13 protein-coding genes and 2 pseudogenes are annotated in these 18,083 nt (G+C 72.1%); 8 read left to right on the top strand and 7 right to left on the bottom strand.

Features of this window, described 5'->3' with window-relative positions; translation table 11 throughout:
• Nucleotides 1-6: 6 nt before the first annotated feature.
• Entirely contained in the window at nt 7-3,168 is a 3,162-nt protein-coding gene (locus tag LJB74_RS14605; RefSeq protein ID WP_259309228.1) for a DUF4157 domain-containing protein, read from the top strand.
• Complete coding sequence (locus tag LJB74_RS14600; protein ID WP_259309227.1) at nt 3,165-3,650, top strand: hypothetical protein; 486 nt, start codon at nt 3,165-3,167, stop codon at nt 3,648-3,650. The genes LJB74_RS14605 and LJB74_RS14600 overlap by 4 nt, the downstream gene beginning before the upstream one ends.
• Before the next feature lie 39 nt (nt 3,651-3,689).
• Here the strand turns inward: LJB74_RS14600 and LJB74_RS14595 are convergent, their stop codons facing one another.
• Together LJB74_RS14595 and LJB74_RS14590 are read right to left on the bottom strand one after the other, a co-directional pair.
• A complete protein-coding gene (locus LJB74_RS14595) occupies nt 3,690-5,393 on the bottom strand; it encodes an alpha-glucosidase (RefSeq protein WP_259309226.1) in 1,704 nt (567 codons plus the stop codon).
• Between the two features lie 42 nt (nt 5,394-5,435).
• Complete coding sequence (locus LJB74_RS14590) at nt 5,436-6,005, bottom strand: TetR/AcrR family transcriptional regulator (protein WP_259309225.1); 570 nt, start codon at nt 6,003-6,005, stop codon at nt 5,436-5,438.
• A gap of 138 nt (nt 6,006-6,143) precedes the next feature.
• Between LJB74_RS14590 and gap the strand changes: the two genes are divergently transcribed.
• Nucleotides 6,144-7,139: a type I glyceraldehyde-3-phosphate dehydrogenase gene (gene gap, locus LJB74_RS14585; RefSeq protein ID WP_259309224.1), complete on the top strand. Its 996-nt coding sequence runs from the start codon at nt 6,144-6,146 to the stop codon at nt 7,137-7,139.
• 80 nt (nt 7,140-7,219) lie between these two features.
• On the opposite strand, the gene LJB74_RS14580 is transcribed toward gap, so the two are convergent.
• Nucleotides 7,220-7,723 carry a MarR family winged helix-turn-helix transcriptional regulator gene (locus LJB74_RS14580; protein WP_259309223.1) on the bottom strand — a complete coding sequence of 168 codons (504 nt, stop codon included), beginning with the start codon at nt 7,721-7,723 and terminating at the stop codon, nt 7,220-7,222.
• 104 nt (nt 7,724-7,827) lie between these two features.
• Between LJB74_RS14580 and LJB74_RS14575 the strand changes: the two genes are divergently transcribed.
• From LJB74_RS14575 to LJB74_RS14565, 3 genes are all read left to right on the top strand, one after another.
• The gene (locus LJB74_RS14575) at nt 7,828-8,730 is read left to right on the top strand and encodes an NADP-dependent oxidoreductase (RefSeq protein WP_259309222.1); all 903 of its coding nucleotides are present in this window, start codon (nt 7,828-7,830) and stop codon (nt 8,728-8,730) included.
• Between the two features lie 39 nt (nt 8,731-8,769).
• A complete protein-coding gene (locus tag LJB74_RS14570; protein WP_259309221.1) occupies nt 8,770-9,141 on the top strand; it encodes a DoxX family protein in 372 nt (123 codons plus the stop codon).
• A gap of 67 nt (nt 9,142-9,208) precedes the next feature.
• Entirely contained in the window at nt 9,209-10,087 is an 879-nt protein-coding gene (locus LJB74_RS14565; protein ID WP_259309220.1) for a dioxygenase, read from the top strand.
• A 13-nt stretch (nt 10,088-10,100) separates the two neighbouring features.
• Here LJB74_RS14565 and LJB74_RS14560 read toward each other — a convergent pair whose 3' ends face one another.
• The 3 genes from LJB74_RS14560 to LJB74_RS14550 all read right to left on the bottom strand — a co-directional run bounded on the left by LJB74_RS14560 (nt 10,101) and on the right by LJB74_RS14550 (nt 12,513).
• A complete protein-coding gene (locus tag LJB74_RS14560) occupies nt 10,101-11,306 on the bottom strand; it encodes an FAD-binding protein (protein ID WP_259309219.1) in 1,206 nt (401 codons plus the stop codon).
• A complete protein-coding gene (locus LJB74_RS14555; protein WP_259309218.1) occupies nt 11,222-11,758 on the bottom strand; it encodes an FAD-dependent oxidoreductase in 537 nt (178 codons plus the stop codon). The genes LJB74_RS14560 and LJB74_RS14555 overlap by 85 nt, the downstream gene beginning before the upstream one ends.
• 146 nt (nt 11,759-11,904) lie before the next feature.
• Nucleotides 11,905-12,513, bottom strand: a complete 609-nt coding sequence (locus tag LJB74_RS14550; RefSeq protein ID WP_259309217.1) for a TetR/AcrR family transcriptional regulator — start codon at nt 12,511-12,513, stop codon at nt 11,905-11,907.
• 294 nt (nt 12,514-12,807) lie between these two features.
• Between LJB74_RS14550 and helR the strand changes: the two are divergent.
• Nucleotides 12,808-15,037, top strand: a pseudogene (gene helR / locus LJB74_RS14545) (RNA polymerase recycling motor ATPase HelR).
• Nucleotides 15,038-15,247: 210 nt separating this feature from the next.
• On the opposite strand, the pseudogene LJB74_RS20920 reads toward helR, so the two are convergent.
• Nucleotides 15,248-15,598 (bottom strand): annotated as a pseudogene (locus LJB74_RS20920) (hypothetical protein); the annotation flags it as partial.
• A gap of 121 nt (nt 15,599-15,719) precedes the next feature.
• Here LJB74_RS20920 and LJB74_RS14540 point away from each other — a divergent pair.
• Nucleotides 15,720-18,056, top strand: a complete 2,337-nt coding sequence (locus tag LJB74_RS14540) for a bifunctional diguanylate cyclase/phosphodiesterase (RefSeq protein WP_259309216.1) — start codon at nt 15,720-15,722, stop codon at nt 18,054-18,056.
• Nucleotides 18,057-18,083 lie beyond the last annotated feature (27 nt).

Raw genomic sequence — 18,083 nt, 5'->3', positions numbered from 1 at the left:
GTCAGCATGAGAAGTCGTGACGCCCGCGTCCTGGTCCCCTCCTCGGCGCAGCCCGGCGCCGGCCTCGAGACCGCACCACCGACGACGGCCACCGCGGGTCCGTCGTCACCGAGCCCCGTCGCCGGCCTGACCGTCGGGCGTGCGGACGACTCCGCGGAGCACGACGCCGACCGCATGGCGGACCGGGCCCTCGCGCGGCTGGAGCCCGAGGGCCCGCACGCCCACACGTCCGGCTGCGGGCACCTGCGCCGCTCGAGCGAACCCACGCCCGGCGCGACCATCGGCGCCGAGGGCGGCGCCCTCGACCCGGAGAGCAGCACCGAGATCGAGGCCGCCCGCGGGAGCGGGACGCCGCTGCCCCCGGACGTCCGCCGTCGGATGGAGACGGGGTTCGGTGCGGGTCTGGGCCACGTGCGGGTGCACGACGACCCGAAGGCCGGCCGGCTCAGCGCGGCGATGAGCGCCGAGGCGTTCACCACCGGCAGCGACATCTTCTTCGGTGCCGGGCGGTTCGCACCCGACACCCCCGACGGCGAGAAGGTGCTCGCCCACGAGATCGCGCACGTGCTCACCGAGCCGCACAGCATCCGGCGGCTGAGCAACCCCTTCCGCAAGAAGACGCCCGAGGAGAAGCAGGCGAAGGCGGAGAAGAAGAAGAAGGAGCAGGAGCGCGCCGCCGCCGTCAAGAAGAGCAAGAAGACCGAGAAGGCCGAGCTGGCCGGGCTCAAGGAGTCGCGCAAGAAGGGCGAGGCCGGTCGCGCGACGCTGACCGACTCGGTCTACGACACGAGCGGCGACACCGACGTGACCGTCGCCGGCAAGGTCAACGACGTCGGTCACGTGCCGATGGAGCAGTCCGGCCCGCAGAAGCGCGCGATGTCCCTGCACGCCGAGTTCGAGCAGGCCCTCGAACGCGAGAAGGCCGTGTTCGAGGAGCTGAAGGCCAAGAAGCTCGGGGGCAGCGACGAGAAGCGTGCCGAGCTCGCCTACCAGCAGGTCTGGTACACCGAGTTCCCGCAGCTGAACGCCGTCCGCCCGCCGCGCGAGACCGCCGCGGAGCGACTCGTCATCCAGGTCCGCCAGACCCGCTCCGAGGCCGAGGCCGGTGCGACCGCGGAGGAGGTCGACAAGGCGACGCTCAAGGTGAAGATGCTGCCCAAGGCGATCGAGCAGGCGTACGAGCGCATGGTCACGCACCGCGACGACCTCATGGCGCAGAACCCGAAGCGCTCCGAGGCCCTCGCGCAGGACGAGGCCTGGGAAGCGGTCCGCAAGGGCATGGCACCCAAGGAGCTCGCGGGGTTCCCGCCGCGGGACGGCGCACTCGACCTCGCCGCGTGGCAGCAGGCCGAGGTGCGTGTGAAGGCCCGCAACCAGCAGAAGAAGCGCGATGCCTCGTCGCTCGAGGCGAACCTCGCGCTGCTGCCCGAGGAGCAGCGGATCGGCCCCCAGCCCAAGGGTCGCGGCACCGGCACGTCCGAGGCCTCGGAGGCAGTCTCGGGTGTCGGCAGCAAGGTCAACCTCGGCACGACGATCGTCGGCGGCATCTCCGGCGGCATCGCGGGCATGGTGGGCAGCAAGCAGGACAAGACGCTGCGCGACCAGCAGGGCGTGACCAAGGACAAGGAGTTCACGGACCACCTGCCGGGGTTCGTCGACCAGGGGGTCGGCACGGCGGTCAAGCAGGGGATGCGCGCCGACAAGCAGCTCAAGACGGGACAGCGGACCTGGAAGGATCAGGTCCTGCCGGAGTCGGACGCCACCAAGGCGAAGACGGGTATCGGCCAGGTGACGGGCATCCTGTCCGGCCTCATGAGTGCGGTGCAGTCGGCGTTCCAGATGGTCGACTCGATCGAGAAGTCGTGGGACTCGAAGGACCCCTACGAGGGGCTCAAGGCGGCGAAGGCCGGTGCGACGGGCCTCAACGGCCTGGTCAGCGTCGCGAAGAACTCAGCCAACCTGGCCAAGCTCATCGACAGCGGCGTCGCCGAGGGCGTCAAGCAGGTCATCCCCGGGCTCGACATCGCGGCGTCGGCCCTCGGGATGGCACGCGGCGTCACCGAGGTGGCGACCGCCGGCATGCGCCAGCGCGAGACCGACCTGTCCATGTTCGAGGCCCGCGCCGGGAGCACCGACAAGGTCAACGTCATGGTGTACCCGCTGATGAAGGTGTCGCAGGTCTACACCAAGCACCTCGAGCAGACCTGCTGGTCGCTGGGAGTGAACATCATGAACTTCAGCGTCTCGGTCGCCCAGGTGGCCTCCGCGGGCGGCTTCGGCATCCCCGCGGCGATCAAGGCGGCGACCACGGTGGTCGACAACCTGCACAAGATCGCGCACTACATCGCGAGCAAGATCCTCAACCTCATGGCGAAGAAGGCAGAGAAGGAGTCGGCCGTCATGCACGTCGAGGGCGGCGCGGAGGACGAGCTGCGCCGGCACCCGAAGATGGCCGTCGACGGCATCATCATGAAGGCGGCCGCCGGCGACCCGACGGCGCTGATGTTCCTCGGCAACTACCGGATCGACGGCAAGCCGATCACCGCCGACTACGTCAAGCGGATCAAGCTGAAGCCGGTCAAGCCGTTCGACCCGAAGGCGAAGCCGGACACCGACTCGGCGCAGACCAGCGACGACGCGCTGCTGCTGAAGATCCGCGCGGTGGTGCTCGCAGGCATGGACACCAACGCCGACCCGCAGTCGGTGTTCGAGGACATGAAGAAGAAGGTGAAGCCGGTCACCGGGATCCTGGGCGGCATCGCGGATGCGTGGACCGAGTCCGGCGACCTGGCCACCCAACGGAACGAGCAGGCGAAGACCGGCAAGCTCGGGGCCAACACGAAGACCGATCGCGGTCTCGGGTGGCGCATCCAGAAGATGTTCAGCTCGAGCAAGCGCGGCAAGCTCCAGCAGAAGACGAACGCTCTCCGCACCGGCGAGTCCCTGCCGGCGGGCGTGGTCTGCGCGGTCGGCGACCTCGAGCTCAAGGACCAGGCGAGCCCGCCGGACATCAAGAAGTTCACCGACGCCCTCACGGTCGAGGCCATCGAGGCCGAGCTCAAGCGGACACCGCGTCGGAACTCGCCCGAATGGATCGAGTTCCTGCGTGAGGCGCTCCGGACCAAGGTGATGGCGGCGGCCTCCTCCGCCGGGGTGGTCGGGTCATGACGTTCCTCGACGAGGTCGCCGCTGCGCTCGTGCGGGCCGGCCGGAGCCTCGAGGTCGACCCTGCGCTGTCGACGATCGACGTCTCCTCGGCATCCGCCGAGCAGGTGCTCGCGGTCGTGCGGCCGGTCGCCCGGGCCGTGACGTTCTACGTCGTCCACCCGGTGCTCGTGCCGGCCGTGACCGTCGCCGGCGTCAGCGAGCTGGTCGTGCGGGCGACTGCCGACCTCGTCGACGCGTCGCTCGAGCTCGACCTGGCCACCGGGGCCGTCGCGGTCCGGTTCGGCGTGGTGCTCGGCGAGCTCGTGCTCGACGAGGACGGCCTCGCGGCGCTCCTCGACGCCGCCCTGGACACTGTGGAGACCGCGGCGGAGCAGTACACGGGAGCGATCGACGACGTGCTCGCCGGTGCCGACCCACGGACCGCGTCGACGGCGGTGCGGCGCGCCCCGGTGGAGGCGCTCGCGGCCGAGCTCGACGGCTGATCGCACCGGGCACGGTCCGCCGGCGCAGCCGTCCTCGCGCTACTCGACCCGGTAGACCGTCGCCTGCCAGGGCGCGAGATGCACCTGCTGCGCGCCTGCCGCAGCGGTCGGGCCCGCACCGTTGTCCAACGCCGTCGAGACGATCGTCAGCCCGGCTGGGAGGCGGTAGTCGAGGACGTCGTGGCCGACGTGGACGAGCACGAGCCAGCGGTCCTCGCCGAGGGTCCGCGTGTAGGCGAACACTGTCGGGTGCTCAGGGTCCACGTCGAGGAACGCGCCGTGCACGAGAGCGGGGACCTCCCGGCGCAACGCGATGAGCCGGCGGTGGTGGTGGTACACCGAGTCCGGGTCGGCGACCTGCGCGGCTGCGTTGATCTCGACGTGGTTCGGGTTGACGGCGAGCCACGGCGTGCCGGTCGTGAAACCGCCCTGGGCGTCGGCGGTCCACTGCATCGGGGTGCGGGCGTTGTCCCGACTGGTCCGGCGGACGTGCTCCAGGAACTCGTCCGCCGGGACGTCGCCCGTCTGGACGAGCGTGCGCCACTGGCCCCTGATCTCGACGTCCTCGAACTGCTCGATCCGCTCGAACGGGTAGTTCGTCATGCCGAGCTCGTCACCCTGGTACACGAACGGGGTCGCCCGCTGCGTCAGCAGCATCGTCGCGAGTGCCTTGGCGGAGAGCTCGCGCCAGGCGGGGCTGTCGTCGCCGAAGTGCGAGACCGTGCGCGGGTTGTCGTGGTTGCCGAGGAAGCTGGTGGTCCACCCGTGCTCGCCAGCCACGCCGTCGATCATCGTGTGGAGCGCCTTGAGCTGCGGGAGGGTCCAGCCCGTCTGCCGCCAGCCGTCGCGGTCCATGCGGACGATGTCGAAGTGGAAGATCATGCTCAGCTCGCCGCGCCGCGCGTCGGTGAACAGCGCCGCCTGGTCGAGTCCCACGCCGAATGCCTCGCCGACGGACATCGCCTGGTAGGGCGCGAGGACCCGTCGGTTCAGGTCCTGCAGGTACTCGTGCAGGCGCGGGCCGTTCGCGTAGACGACCTCGGGGTGCGCGAGCTCGTCGGCCGTCAGGTCCGGGAGCCCGTCCGGCTTGGAGATGAACGGGATCACGTCCATGCGGAACCCGGCCACGCCCTTGTCCAGCCAGAACCGCATGAGGTCGACGACCTCGTCGCGGACCGTCGGGTTCTCCCAGTTGAGGTCCGGCTGCTTGGCGGCGAAGTAGTGGAGGTAGTACTGGTCCGTGGCGTCGTCGTGCTCCCAGGCCGAGCCGCTGAAGAACGACGAGTAGTTGTTCGGGGGGCCGCCGTCGTGACCGTCGCGCCAGATGTAGAAGTCGCGGTACGGGTTGTCCCGGTCGCGGCGGCTCTCGACGAACCAGCGGTGCTCGTCGCTCGTGTGGTTCACCACCAGGTCGATCACGAGCCGGATGCCGCGCTCCGTCATGCCGGCGAGCATCCGGTCGAAGTCCGCCATGGTGCCGAGCTCGGCCATCACCGCGCGGTAGTCGCGGATGTCGTAGCCGTTGTCGGCGTTCGGGCTGTCGAAGTGCGGGCTGAGCCACACGACGTCGATCCCCAGGGTCTGGAGGTAGTCGAGCTTGGCGGTGATGCCGTTGAGGTCGCCGATGCCGTCGCCGTTCGAGTCCAGGAACGAGCGTGGGTACACCTGGTAGACGACGGCGTCCTTCCACCACGGGCTAGCGGCCCGGTCGGCGGTCGCCGGGAGCGTCTCGTCGATCGTCATCTCGACCTTCCGTGTCGCTTCTGACCGTCCACGCACGGAACTCTAGGTCCCCGGCTGCCGGTGCGCGGCGGCCGACAGCAGGAGCTCTGCGACCGCGCGCGCATCGAGCGCGGCCTGAGGTGATCTCTCCCGCAGACCGGTGACGCTCGCTCCGTCGTAGAGCATCAGCAGCCGGGTGGAGAGCCGGCCGTCGGCGTCGGCGTAGCCGTTCTCGGCGAGCAGCTCGGCGAACAGCCTCCGCTGGTCCTCCTTGTGCTCGATCGCGCACCGGTGCGCGGGCGACTGCGGGTCGGGGATCTCGACGAGGGTGTTGAGGAACGCGCAGCCGCGGTAGCCGGTCTCCTCGAGCCGGTCGGCGAGCAGGTCGAACACGTCGAGCGGGTGCCCGCCCCGCGCCCGGACGTCGGGGACGACGACGTCCCGCCAGTACTGTCGTCGACGCTCGAGCACGGCGACGATCAGGTCGTCCTTGCTGGTGAAGTGCCGGTAGAACGAGGCGCGGCCGACGTCGCTCGCCGCGAGGATCTGCTCGACCCCGGTCGCGCGCGTGCCCTGCGCGTAGAAGAGGTCCTCCGCAGTGGCGAGGAGGCGCTCGCGGGCGTTGGTCGGCACGTGAGAAGGCTACGTCGTCCTTGCACCAGACGGAACCGATCGGTACCGTACAGAAACGGAACCGATCGGTTCCGTCTGGTGCGGGTGGCCGCGAGCCCCGGTCCGTGACGCCGCCCACGAAGAGAACGGACACGCCCCGTGCGCATCGCCATCAACGGCTTCGGCCGGATCGGACGCAGCTTCCTCCGGGCCGCCCTCCAGCGCGGCAGCGACCTCGAGATCGTCGCGGTCAACGACCTCACCGACGCCGCGACCCTCGCCCACCTGCTCCGCTACGACACCGCGTACGGCCGGCTCACGGCCGAGGTCGAGGTGGACGGCGACGCCCTCGTCGTCGACGGACGGCGGATCGAGGTGATCGCCGAGCGCGACCCCGCCCGGCTCCCGTGGAGCGACCGCGGCGTCGAGCTGGTCGTCGAGTCGACCGGGCGGTTCACGACGCGCGAGCACGCGGCGCAGCACCTCGCGGCCGGCGCCCGGAAGGTCCTCGTCAGCGCCCCGGCCACCGGGGACGACCTCACCGTCGTGTTCGGCGTGAACGAGGGCTCCTACGACCCGGCGACCCATCACGTCGTCTCGAACGCCTCGTGCACCACCAACTGCCTCGCGCCGATGGCCAAGGTGCTCCATGACACGGTCGGCATCGTCGACGGCGTCATGACGACCGTCCACGCCTTCACCGCCGACCAGAACCTCCAGGACGGCCCGCACCGCGACCTCCGGCGCGCCCGCGCGGCGGCGAACAACATCGTCCCGACGTCCAGCGGTGCCGCGAAGGCCATCGGCAAGGTGCTCCCCGAGCTCGACGGTCGCCTGTCCGGCTTCGCGCTGCGCGTCCCGGTGCTCACGGGGTCGATCACCGACCTCACCGTCACCGCGTCGCGCGACGTCACCGTCGAGGAGATCAACGACGCGTTCCGCGCCGCCGCGGCCGGACCGCTCGCCGGGGTGATGGCCTACAGCACGGACCCGATCGTCTCGAGCGACATCGTCGGCAACCCGGCGAGCGTGATCCTCGACTCGCCGCTGACCACGGTGGTCGGGCGGACGGTCAAGGTGCTCGGCTGGTACGACAACGAGTGGGGCTTCACGAACCGCCTGATCGACACCGCGGAGCTCATCGCCCACGCCTGAGGAACCGCGCACGGAGGGTCCGCCCCGGGAGACGAGGCGGACCCTCCGCACGCCGCGACCGGAACGCGATCACGCCGCGATCAGCCCGGGACGTCCTGGACAGGCTCCGGCAGGCACAGGTCCGGCTGGGCGGCGTGGACGATGCGTGTGCCGATCTGCTGGAGCTGGTCCACCTGGGCCGGCGTGAGACCGTCGAACACGAGACGTCTGACCTCGGCGACATGCCCGGGCGCGGTCGCGACGACCTTGTCCCACCCGGCGTCGGTGAGGATCGCGAGCGTCGCGCGGCCGTCGTCGGGATCTGGCTCGCGGCGCATCCACCCGCGGCCCTCCAGCCGGGCAGCGATGCGGGACAGGTGGGACAACCGGACGTTGGCCAACGCGGCGATCTCGCTCATGCGCGACGCGCGCCCCGGGCGCATCGACAACCACGACAGCACCGTGTACTCGACGAAGCTCACGCCCGCGTCGCGCTGGAGCTGGGCGTCGAGCGCGGCGGGCAGCCAGACAGTCGTCGAGACGAGCGCGATCCAGGCCCGCGTCTGCTCGTCGGTCAGCCACCGAGGGGGTGCGTCGTCGTCCATGCCTCGAGATTACTTGACACGGGAAGTAAATGCCAGTCAGGATGGTTTCCATATCAAGTAATCGCGGTCACGGTCGAGCACCGGACCCGGACGGAGGAGACACGATGCGCGCAGTGCGCTTCCACCAGTACGGCGACCCCCAGGTGCTGACGCTCGAGGACGCCCCCGAGCCGCACGCGGGACCCGGACAGGTCCGCATCCGGGTCCGGGCCGCCAGCGTCAACCCGATCGACTGGAAGATCCGCGCCGGGTACCTCGCCGAGATGATGCCGACCACGTTCCCGGCCGTCCCCGGCAGCGACGCCGCCGGGGTGGTCGACGAGGTCGGCGACGGCACGACAGGCGTCACGGTCGGCGACGAGGTGTTCGGTCTCGCCGTGTCCGGCAGCGCGTCGGATCTTGCGGTGCTGGGCGCCTGGGCACCCGTCCCCTCCACGTGGTCGGTCGAGCAGGCGGCCGCCGCCGGCCTGGTGTCCACGACCGCGATCGCCGGTCTCGACGCGCTCGGTGACCTCGCCGGTCGCACGATCCTCCTCGAGGGTGCCGCCGGCGGCGTGGGTTCGGCCGCCGTCGAGATCGCCGTCGCCCGCGGCGCGACCGTGATCGGCACCGCGAGCGAGCGGCACCACGACTTCCTGCGCTCGCTCGGCGCGACGCCGGTCACCTACGGCGAGGGTCTGGCCGCCCGGGTCGCCGCGGTGGCACCCGGCGGCGTGGACGTCGCGCTGGACCTCGCCGGGTCCGGCTCGCTCGCCGACCTCGTCGCGATCGTCGGCGACCCGGCGAAGGTCGCGACCGTCGCCGACTTCGGTGCCGCCGCGCTGGGCGTCACGATGGTGCAGGGCGCGGCGAACGCCCCCGCGAACCTGGCCCTTGCCGCCGAGCTCGGGACCGCCGGCTCCTACACCCCGCGGATCGACACCACGTACCCCCTGAGGCAGGCCGCCGAGGCCCACGCCTACGTCCAGGCCGGGCACGCCCAGGGCAAGGTCGTCCTCACGGTCTGAGCAGGGCCCGCGACCCACCACCCCTCTCGAAGGAGACCCGTGAACACCGTCCTGTGGATCCTGCAGTCCCTGCTCGCGCTCGCGTTCCTCGCCGCCGGAGGCATGAAGCTCAGCCAGCCGAAGGAGAGGCTCGAGACGACCATGGGCTGGGTCGCCGACGTCTCGGCACCGATGGTCAGGTTCATCGGCACCGTCGAGGTCCTCGGTGCCCTGGGGCTGATCCTGCCCGCCGCCACCGGGATCGCGACCGTGCTGACCCCGCTGGCCGCGGTGGGCCTGGGCCTGGTCATGGTCGGCGCCGCCGTCACCCACGCCCGCCGCTCGGAGCCGCAGCAGATCGTCGTCAACGTCGTGCTGCTCGCGATCGCGGTCGTGATCGCCTGGGGTCGCTTCGGCTCCTGGAGCTTCTAGTACGGTCGCGGGCCGGGTCCGCGGGCCCGGCCTGCGACGCCATCACCTGCGGAGGAGAGCACCGACCATGACCGGCACCAGCCACGATCCGTTCGACCCCGCCGTCCCGGCCGGGGCGTACGACGACCTGCTCGCGCGGGTCCTCCCCCTGGCCCGCGCGCAGCGCACCTGGGAGCCGGCGGACGGTCGGCTGCCCGCGCTGTTCCTCAGCCACGGAGCGCCACCGGTCCTCGACGACCCGCAGTGGCTCGACGACCTGTTCGCCTGGGCGCAGACCATGCCGAAGCCGCGGGGCATCGTGGTGGTGTCCGCACACTGGGAGAACGCCCCCGTGGCGATCTCCGCGAGCGCAGCCGGCACGCCGCTGTACTACGACTTCGGCGGCTTCCACCCGCGGTACTACACGCTGCGCTACCCCACCCCCGACGCGACGCGGCTCGCCCAGCGCATCGCCGCCACCCTCGGCTCCACCACACCGCTGCACCAGCACACCGGCCGCGGCCTGGACCACGGCGCGTTCATCCCGCTGATGGCCATGTTCCCCGCGGCCGACGTCCCGGTGGTCCAGGTGAGCATGCCCTCGCTCGACCCCCAGGCCCTGTTCGCCCTCGGGGAGCGCCTGCGACCGTTGCGCGACGAGGGGATCCTCGTGATCGGGTCGGGGTTCATGACCCACAGCTTCGCGGTGTTCGCCGACCCCGCCCTCGCCGGGCACACCCGCGCCTTCGACCAGTGGGCCGCCGACGCCCTCGCCCGGGGCGACGTCGACGCGTTGACCGACTACCGGGCCAAGGCACCTGGCGCAGCGATCGCGCACGTGACGGCCGACCACTACGTGCCGCTCCTGCTCACGCTCGGCGCGGCCACGGACCCCGAGGCGCCGCCGACCACCGCGATCGAGCGGTTCTGGTTCGGCAACTCGATCCGCTCGGTCCAGGTCGCCTGACCTGCCGACGCTGCTACTCCATAGCGCCGAACCTCCCGGCCAGGTGCCGAGCGGCGACGTACCCGAAGCTCAGCCCCTGACCCACGGTCGCGCCCGGCCCCGGGTAGACCCGGCCGAATGCGTTCCCGGCCGCGTTCCCCGTCGCGTAGAGCCCGGGGATCACCGACCCGTCCGGGCGTAGCACGCGGGCGAACGCGTCCGCCCGGACACCACCACAGGTCCCGAGGTCGCCGGGCACCACCTGGACCGCGTAGAACGGGCCTCTGTCGATCGGGCCCAGGCACGGGTTCGGGCTGACCCTGGGGTCGCCGTAGTACCGGTCGTAGGCCGAGTCGCCACGACCGAAGTCGTCGTCACGACCGGCGGCCGCGAGCAGGTTGAACCGGTCGACCGTGGTCGGCAGGTCGGGCATGCCGAGCGCGTCCGCGAGCGCCGCGACCGTCGCCCCCTTCTTCGCGATGCCGGCGTCGTACCAGGACGGCGGCAGCGGCTGGCGTGGGAACAGCGCGCCGCCGAAGAGGTAGCGGTTGCGGTAGCGCTGGTCGAAGACGATCCAGGCAGGGATGTGCGGGTCGTCCGCGGTGTGCTTGGCGATGATCAGCTGGCCGGCGGTCATGTAGTTCACGGCCTCGTCCATGAACCGCCTGCCGTGCCCGTTGACGATGATCTGTCCCGGCAACGAGCGCTCCGCGAGCATCGGACCGGTCGTGCCGTCCGGCAGCGGGATGACCGGGAACCACCAGGCCGCGTCCATGAAGGCGAGGTCGGCGCCGTGCGACGCGGCGATCTGGATCACCTCTCCGGTGTCGGCGGCAGCCCCCAGGCTCCAGCGTCCGTCGATCGACTCCGACTGGTAGGTCCGCCGCATCGCGGCGTCCCGGTCGAAGCCCCCGGATGCGAGGACCACGCCCGCGCGGGCTCTCACGGTGGTGTCCTTGCCGTCGTGGTTGACCACGACGCCGACCACCCGGCCGTCCTCGACCACCAGGTCCGTGAGGGGGCTCGAGGTCCACACCGGGACGTTCATCGACCGCAGCCCCGCGAGGAGGCCCGCGGCCAGCGCCTGACCACCGGCCGCGTACTCACGTCGGATCGCCGCACCGCCCACGCCCTGGGCGACTGCCAGGGCACTGGTCACGAACCCCTTGGGCGACCTGGCCACGAGGTTGGTCCACTTGTAGCCGCGACCCGTGATCGGCATCGGGAACGGGGCCGCCATCGTCGGGGGAGAAGGAGGTCGCGGTCGGGTCCCAGGCGCTTGAGGTCGAACGGCCTGGGCTCGCACGCCCGGCCGGTCGCCGAGCCGCCGGGAAGCTCGGGGAAGTAGTCCGCGTACTCGGCCATGAACTGGAACCTCAGCGGGGTCCGTCGCCGCAGCACCTCGACCGCCGCCGGACCGTGCTCGACGTGCGAACGCCATCGCTCGTCGGGGACCTCGCCCTTGGTGACGGCCCGCAGGTACGTACGCACCCTCGCGGGGTCGTCCCGCTGGCCGTTCTCGGCGAGGATCGAGTTCCCCGGCACCCAGAAGCCGCCACCGGACAGCGACGTCGAGCCGCCGACGTACGCGGCCTTCTCCACGACGAGGACCCGGAGGCCCTCCTCGGCCGCGGTGATCGCTGCGAGCATCCCCGTCCCCGCACCGACGACGACGACATCCACCTGGTCCATGAGAACCTCCAGCCGCGCGTACCGGACACCGTGTCCGTTACGACGCTAGCGCTCGGACGGCCGCACCGACAGCCGACAAGGACCACCTGCGCGCACCGGCCGAGCCGTGGCGAGACCGGCCGCGGCCAGCGAGACGGCGCACGCGGTCACGACGGCCCGTCGTGGGTCGCTCCGGGGATCGGGGCGGGAACCGGGGCGCCGATCCGGGCCGGCGCGCGCACGCCGTCGAGCACGAGCCCGAGCGCGCGGCCCACAGCCTCCCGCGGCGCCTCCCCCGCGTGCGCGATCAGGACACCGTTGAGCATCGCGACGATCATCACCCCATCCCCGGCGCGCAGGTCCGCACGCAGCAGGCCGGCGCCGGCCGAGCGCTCGAGCGCCCGCGACAGAAGACTCTCGGCAGCAGCGTCGACCCGAGCCAGCGCTGACCGCTCCACGGTCGCGAGACCGCTCAGCAGCGCACCGAAGCCGGGGATCCCGAGCTCGTACCGGCAGAGCTCGACCACAAGGCGCTCGAAGACGTCGTCACCGCGGTAGGAGGTGACGAGCTCCTCGAGCTCTGCGAGCCGTTCCTCGAAGAGCGTGGCAAGCAGAGCGACGCGGTCGGGGAAGTTGCGGTACAGGGTGGCGCGACCCACACCGGCACGGCGTGCGACGAGATCGAGCGGCGCCGCTGCCCCGCTCTCCTGGAAGACCTCGCGGGCGGCCACCACGAGACGCTCCCGGTTCCGCCTCGCGTCCTGCCGCTGCGCCATGATCCGGAGACTAGCCCGGCGCCCGTCATCGGCGCCGCCGCCCGTCCGCCAGGGCCGTGACGTCGTGGCCGGCGAGGTGACCTCCCGCGTCCCTCCACTTTCACGATATAGCGCAGTGGGGGTCTTGCGGCAAGGCCCTGCTCGTGGCGCAGAATCGCCGGCCTGGGCAGGAGCTGCGGACGACGGAGGTGCCGATGCATGTGGTGACAGAAGGTCCCTGCGGGGACGACGGGTGGTGGGTGCTGACCAGCCGTCCGGGGCGTCTGACCGCGACCTCGGATCGGAGCCGGTGACGTGGACACCCGAGCAGCTCGCGCGTTCGCTCTCCCCGACCACCTCGCAGCCAAGGACGACCCGACGCTCATCGCCGATGACGAGCGGCACTTCGCGGCCATCGCGCAGTGCCTCGAGCAGTCGATCGCCGAGCTGTCCGACCGTCTCGTTGCCGAGCGCAGGGCGCCGGGCGGCACGGGCCAGCAGGCGCTCGACCGCGACCTGGAGGTCCATCGGCTGACCGCGCGCCTGCGCACCCTGCGGCGCTTCGGGCTGGACCTGTGCCTCGGGCGCATGGTCGCCGCGGACGACCCCGCACCCGTCTACGTCGGACGGTTGGGGCTCCAGGACGCCGCGGGCCGGCAGCTGCTGATCGACTGGCGGTCCCCCGCGGCCGAGCCCTTCTTCGGTGCGACCCACGCCCGCCCGATGGGTCTGGTGAGCCGCCGTCGGTACCGCTGGAGCGGCGGCCGGATCAGCGACTACTGGGACGAGGTCTTCGCAGCGGACGCGTGGGAGGGGCACGCGGCTCTCGACGACCAGTCGGCCTTCGTCGCGAGCCTCGGCGCCAGTCGGTCACCGCGGATGCGTGACGTGCTCGCCACGATCCAGGCCGATCAGGACGCCATCATCCGCGCCGGGTCCCGTGACGCCCTGGTCGTCGACGGCGGCCCGGGGACGGGCAAGACCGTCGTCGCCCTTCACCGCACCGCCTACCTCTTGTACTCCGACCCGCGCCTCGGGCATCGCCGGGGCGGGGTGCTGTTCGTCGGACCCCACGAGCCCTACCTCGCGTACGTCTCTGACGTCCTGCCCAGTCTCGGTGAGGAGGGCGTGCAGACCTGCACGTTGCGCGACCTCGTCCCCGAGGGCGCGACAGCCGGCGCGGAGACGGACCCGGAGGTCCGGCGCCTCAAGGCGGACGCCCGCATGGTCGGGTCGATCGAGCCCGCCGTCGCGTTCTACGAGAAGCCACCGACGTCGTCGATCGAGGTCGTCACGCCGTGGGCCGACGTCCGGCTCGACGCCGCCGACTGGGCCGAGGCGTTCGCGGCTGCGGAACCGGGCACCCCGCACAACGATGCCCGTGACCAGGTGTGGGAGGCGCTCCTCGGGATCCTGGTGGACAAGGTCAGGAGCGAGCTCGACGACGAGGAGGGCGACGACCCGGACGAGCCCGGGTTCGACGCGTACGGCCTGGGCGTCGAGGACCCGCTCGCGGTGTACCGCCGGTCCTTCGCGGCGAACCGCGACCTCGCACGGGCCTTCGGGCGCGCCTGGCCGCTGCTGGAGGCGACCGAGCTCGTGGCCGACCTGTGGTCGGTACCGGCCTACCTGCGCCTGTGCGCGCCGTGGCTCACCCCCCGGGGAGCTCCGGGCGCTGCAGCGCGAGGACCCGAGCGCCTGGACGGTGTCGGACCTGCCGCTCCTGGACGCGGCGCGCCACCGCCTGGGCGATCCGGAGGCGTCGCGGCGCCGACGGCGCCAGGAGGCCGCCGACGCCGCCGACCGCGAGCGCAGGGCCGACGTCGTGGACCACCTCATCGCGACCGACGACTCCGAGCTGCACGTCATGTCGATGCTGCGCGGTCAGGACCTGCAGCACGCCCTGGCCGAGGACGTCACGTCACCCCGCACCGGGCTGGACCTGCTCGCCGGGCCGTTCGCCCACGTCGTGGTGGACGAGGCGCAGGAGCTGACCGACGCGGAGTGGCAGATGCTCCTCGTGCGGTGCCCGTCGCGCAGCTTCACGATCGTCGGGGACCGCGCCCAGGCCCGGCACGGCTTCACCGAGACCTGGCCGGAACGGCTCGCGAGGATCGGGCTCGCGCGGAGCACCGTGGCCTCGCTGACGCTCAACTACCGCACGCCCGCGGAGGTCATGGTCGAGGCCGAGCCCGTCATCCGCGCGGCGCTGCCGGACGCGAACGTGCCGACGTCCGTCCGGCGCACCGGTGTGCCTGTCGGCCGCGGACCGGCGTCGGACCTCGGTCCCGTCCTCGACGCCTGGCGCGCCACCCATGCGGACGGGATCGCGTGCGTCATCGGGGACCCGACGTTCCCGCCGGGACCACGGGTCTCGTCGCTCGCACCGGAGCTGGCCAAGGGGCTCGAGTTCGACCTCGTCGTCCTCGTCGACCCGCACACGTTCGGCGCCGGCATCGAGGGGGCTGTCGACCGGTACGTCGCGATGACCCGGGCGACCCAGCAGCTCGTGATCCTCACGACCCCCGGGATCCCCGAGCCATGACCGGCGACCCGGTGGGGCGCACGGCTCCCCCTGGTCATCGGACCAGCTCCCTGCGCGACCGGTGTCGCGATCCTCTCGAAGGCCCGTGCCAGCTCGAGCTGCGCCGACATCGCTCGGCGCGTCATCGACACCGCCAGAGCACGAGGCGCAGGCGGCGGTGCCCTCCAGCGTCGCCGCCACCTGGTCGAGGAGGGCGTCCACCTGGTCGAGGAGGGCGTCCACCTGGTCCGGGCTGTACCCGTCCCGAAACCTGGCGGGGAGGAACTTCGCGCTGCGAACGTCGGCCGCGGACAATGGCAGTCTGGGCGAAGGGACGCCCCCCTGAACCGACCCAGGGGTCGAGGGTAGCGACCACCGACCACGGAGGACGGTCGATCCGGGAGTCCGAGAGGTGACCCCCGGCCGGCGCGACCGCAGCTCCCGCGCGAGAGTGGTCCGGTCGCGGTCGTCCTGGCGGTTCTCGGACAGCAGGATGAGCGGCGCCGTCGAGATCGTGATCGCCCACCTCCCCAGGTCGTGGCATCGTTGCGGGATCCTGGCACCCGGTGCGCTCTCGAGCATGACGACCGATACTCACGACGCGAGTCGCCCGCGCGAAGCTCAGGCTGAGCGTATGTTCGAGCAGTCAGCCGTCGGACCGCGAAACGATCCCGGTCCCAGCTGCCCCGAACGGGAGCCCGGCATGGCGAATCGCGAGGAAACCCCGTCCGACAGCCGCGCGGCGGCGCCGGCCGACGGGCACCGACGCCCCGACGTCACCGCGGCCTCCGTCGGCGAGGCGAGGCGGCGGCAGCTCGCCACGCTGCTCGAGCACTCGCCGGACGCCACCGTCGTGCTCGATGGGACTGGGTCGGTGTGCGAGTGGAACCCCGCGGCCGAGCGCCTGCTCGGGCTGCAGCGCTCCGAGGCGGTCGGAACACTCGCCCGTCAGATCCTGTCGCCCTCGCACCGCGAGCAGTTCGACACCGTCTGGCAACGGCTGCTCGGCACGCAGGCCGTGCCGCCCTTCGAGTCCCGCTGGGAACGTCGCGACGGCTCGTGGACCACCCTCGCCGTGACGGTCGCACCGATCCGCGCCAGTGGCGGCCTCGCCGGAGCGGTGGCGATCCTGCGCACCGTCACCGGGGGCGAGACCTCGACCACCCTCGACCCGGCCGCCGGGCCGGAGTCGGTGATCCCACCCGTGGAGGGATCACCCAGCGACCCGAGGCCGCTGCTGGGCGTCCTGGAGCGCGACGAGCTCACCGGGCTGCCGGGGCGGCGCTGGCTCCAGCGCCGCCTGGCCCAGCCGGTCCCCCCGGGGCTGCTGCGGGGAGTCGCCGCGATCGATGTCGATGCGTTCGCCCTGGTCAACCAGACCTACGGACCGGATGTGGCCGACGAGATCCTCTCCGAGCTCGCTCGTCGGCTGCTGCCTGCACAGGGTCCCGGGATCCTGGGCCGCTGGCAGGCCGACACGTTCGTGTGGGTCGCCGACGTCGACGACCCCGTCGCCGCGCTCTCGTCGTGGCTCGCCGGCGCAGCGAAGGCGCTCCAGACCCCGTTCCGGGCCGGCGACGACGACGTGCGACTGACCGTCAGCTCGGGCCTGGTCGCTGATCCACCGTCGAGCGTCGACGACCTGCTCCCGTCCGCGCTCGATGCGCTGCGCGCCGCGAAGGGTACCGGGCGCGACCGCGCCGTCTGGTACACCCCGGAGATGCGCACGGGTGCGACGACCGGTTTCCGGTTGGCCAACGATCTCCATCACGGGATCGTGCACGACGAGCTCCGTCTGCACTTCCAGCCCATCGTGGACCTGGCGACCGACGACGTGGCCGGTGTGGAGGCACTGGTCCGCTGGGAACGGCCGGGCGTCGGGCTGCTCATGCCGGTGTCGTTCATCGAGGTGGCCGAGCGCACCGGGCAGATCGTGCTGCTGGGGAGCTGGGTCGCCAGGAACGCGTGCCTCGCGGCCGCGCAGCTGGGTCGTTCCGTCAGCGGGCCCCGGTCCGTGAGCATCAACGTGTCGGCTCGCCAGCTGAGCGAGCCTGGCCTCGTGGACATGTTGCGCGAGGCCGTGCACGACGCCGGCTGCGCGCCGGCGACGGTCACCGTCGAGGTGACGGAGTCCGTCCTGCTCCCCGACCTCGGCGCCGTCGGCGCCGCCCTCGATGCCATCAAGGCGCTCGGTATCGGCCTGGACCTCGACGACTTCGGGACCGGGTACTCCTCGCTCCTGCACCTCAAGCACTTCCCGGTCGATCGGATCAAGATCGATCGCGAGTTCGTGTCCGGCCTCGGCACCCGCGTCGCCGACACAGCGATCGTCGCCTCGACGATCGCCCTGGCGCACAGCGTGGGAGTCCTCGCCGTCGCCGAGGGCGTGGAGACGGCCGAGCAGCTCGAGCTGCTCCGCGGCATGGGCTGCGACTTCGCGCAGGGCTACCTGATCAGCCGCCCGCTGGACCTCGAGGCCTTCACCACGTGGCTCGCGTCGTACACGCCCGCCGACCTCCCGTCCCGTCGGAACGGTGCCGGTGGTGCGGGACCGGCGCCCTCGCGGTCACGTCGCGACGCCGCGGACGACAGGGACGCCATCGCGGACGGCCGCGACGGTCTCGCCGACGTCCGGGAGGCGATCGCGGACCGCCGCGACGAGGACGGCGACGACCGCGACGACCGTGCGGACCTGCGCGATCGCGCGGCCGCCGCGCGGGAGCTCATCGCCGACGACCGGGACCGCACCGGCGCGCACGCCCACGGACGCGACACCGGGCGCGACACCGGAGGGTCGTCGTCGGCCCGACAGAGCGCTCAGGACGACCGGAGCCGCGCCACCGCGGACCGCGCCACCGAGGCCGACGACAGGGACCAGGCCGAGCAGGACCGCCACACGGCCCTGGCCGGTCGTCGGAGCGAGGCGAGCGACCGGATCCGGGCGGAGCACGCCCGGGTCACCAAGAGACCGGCGCCGGAGCGCGGCTCCGGGACCGACGACCTCGACGGTCACGAACCGACCACCGACCCGCTGCCCTGACCGGGCGAGGCCCGGGTATCGCGCGAG

This window comes from Cellulomonas sp. P24, from assembly GCF_024704385.1.
In the GTDB taxonomy this organism is placed as follows: domain Bacteria; phylum Actinomycetota; class Actinomycetes; order Actinomycetales; family Cellulomonadaceae; genus JAJDFX01.
Note: the sequence above shows the minus strand (reverse complement) of the source record. Positions and strands in the feature narration are given on the sequence as shown.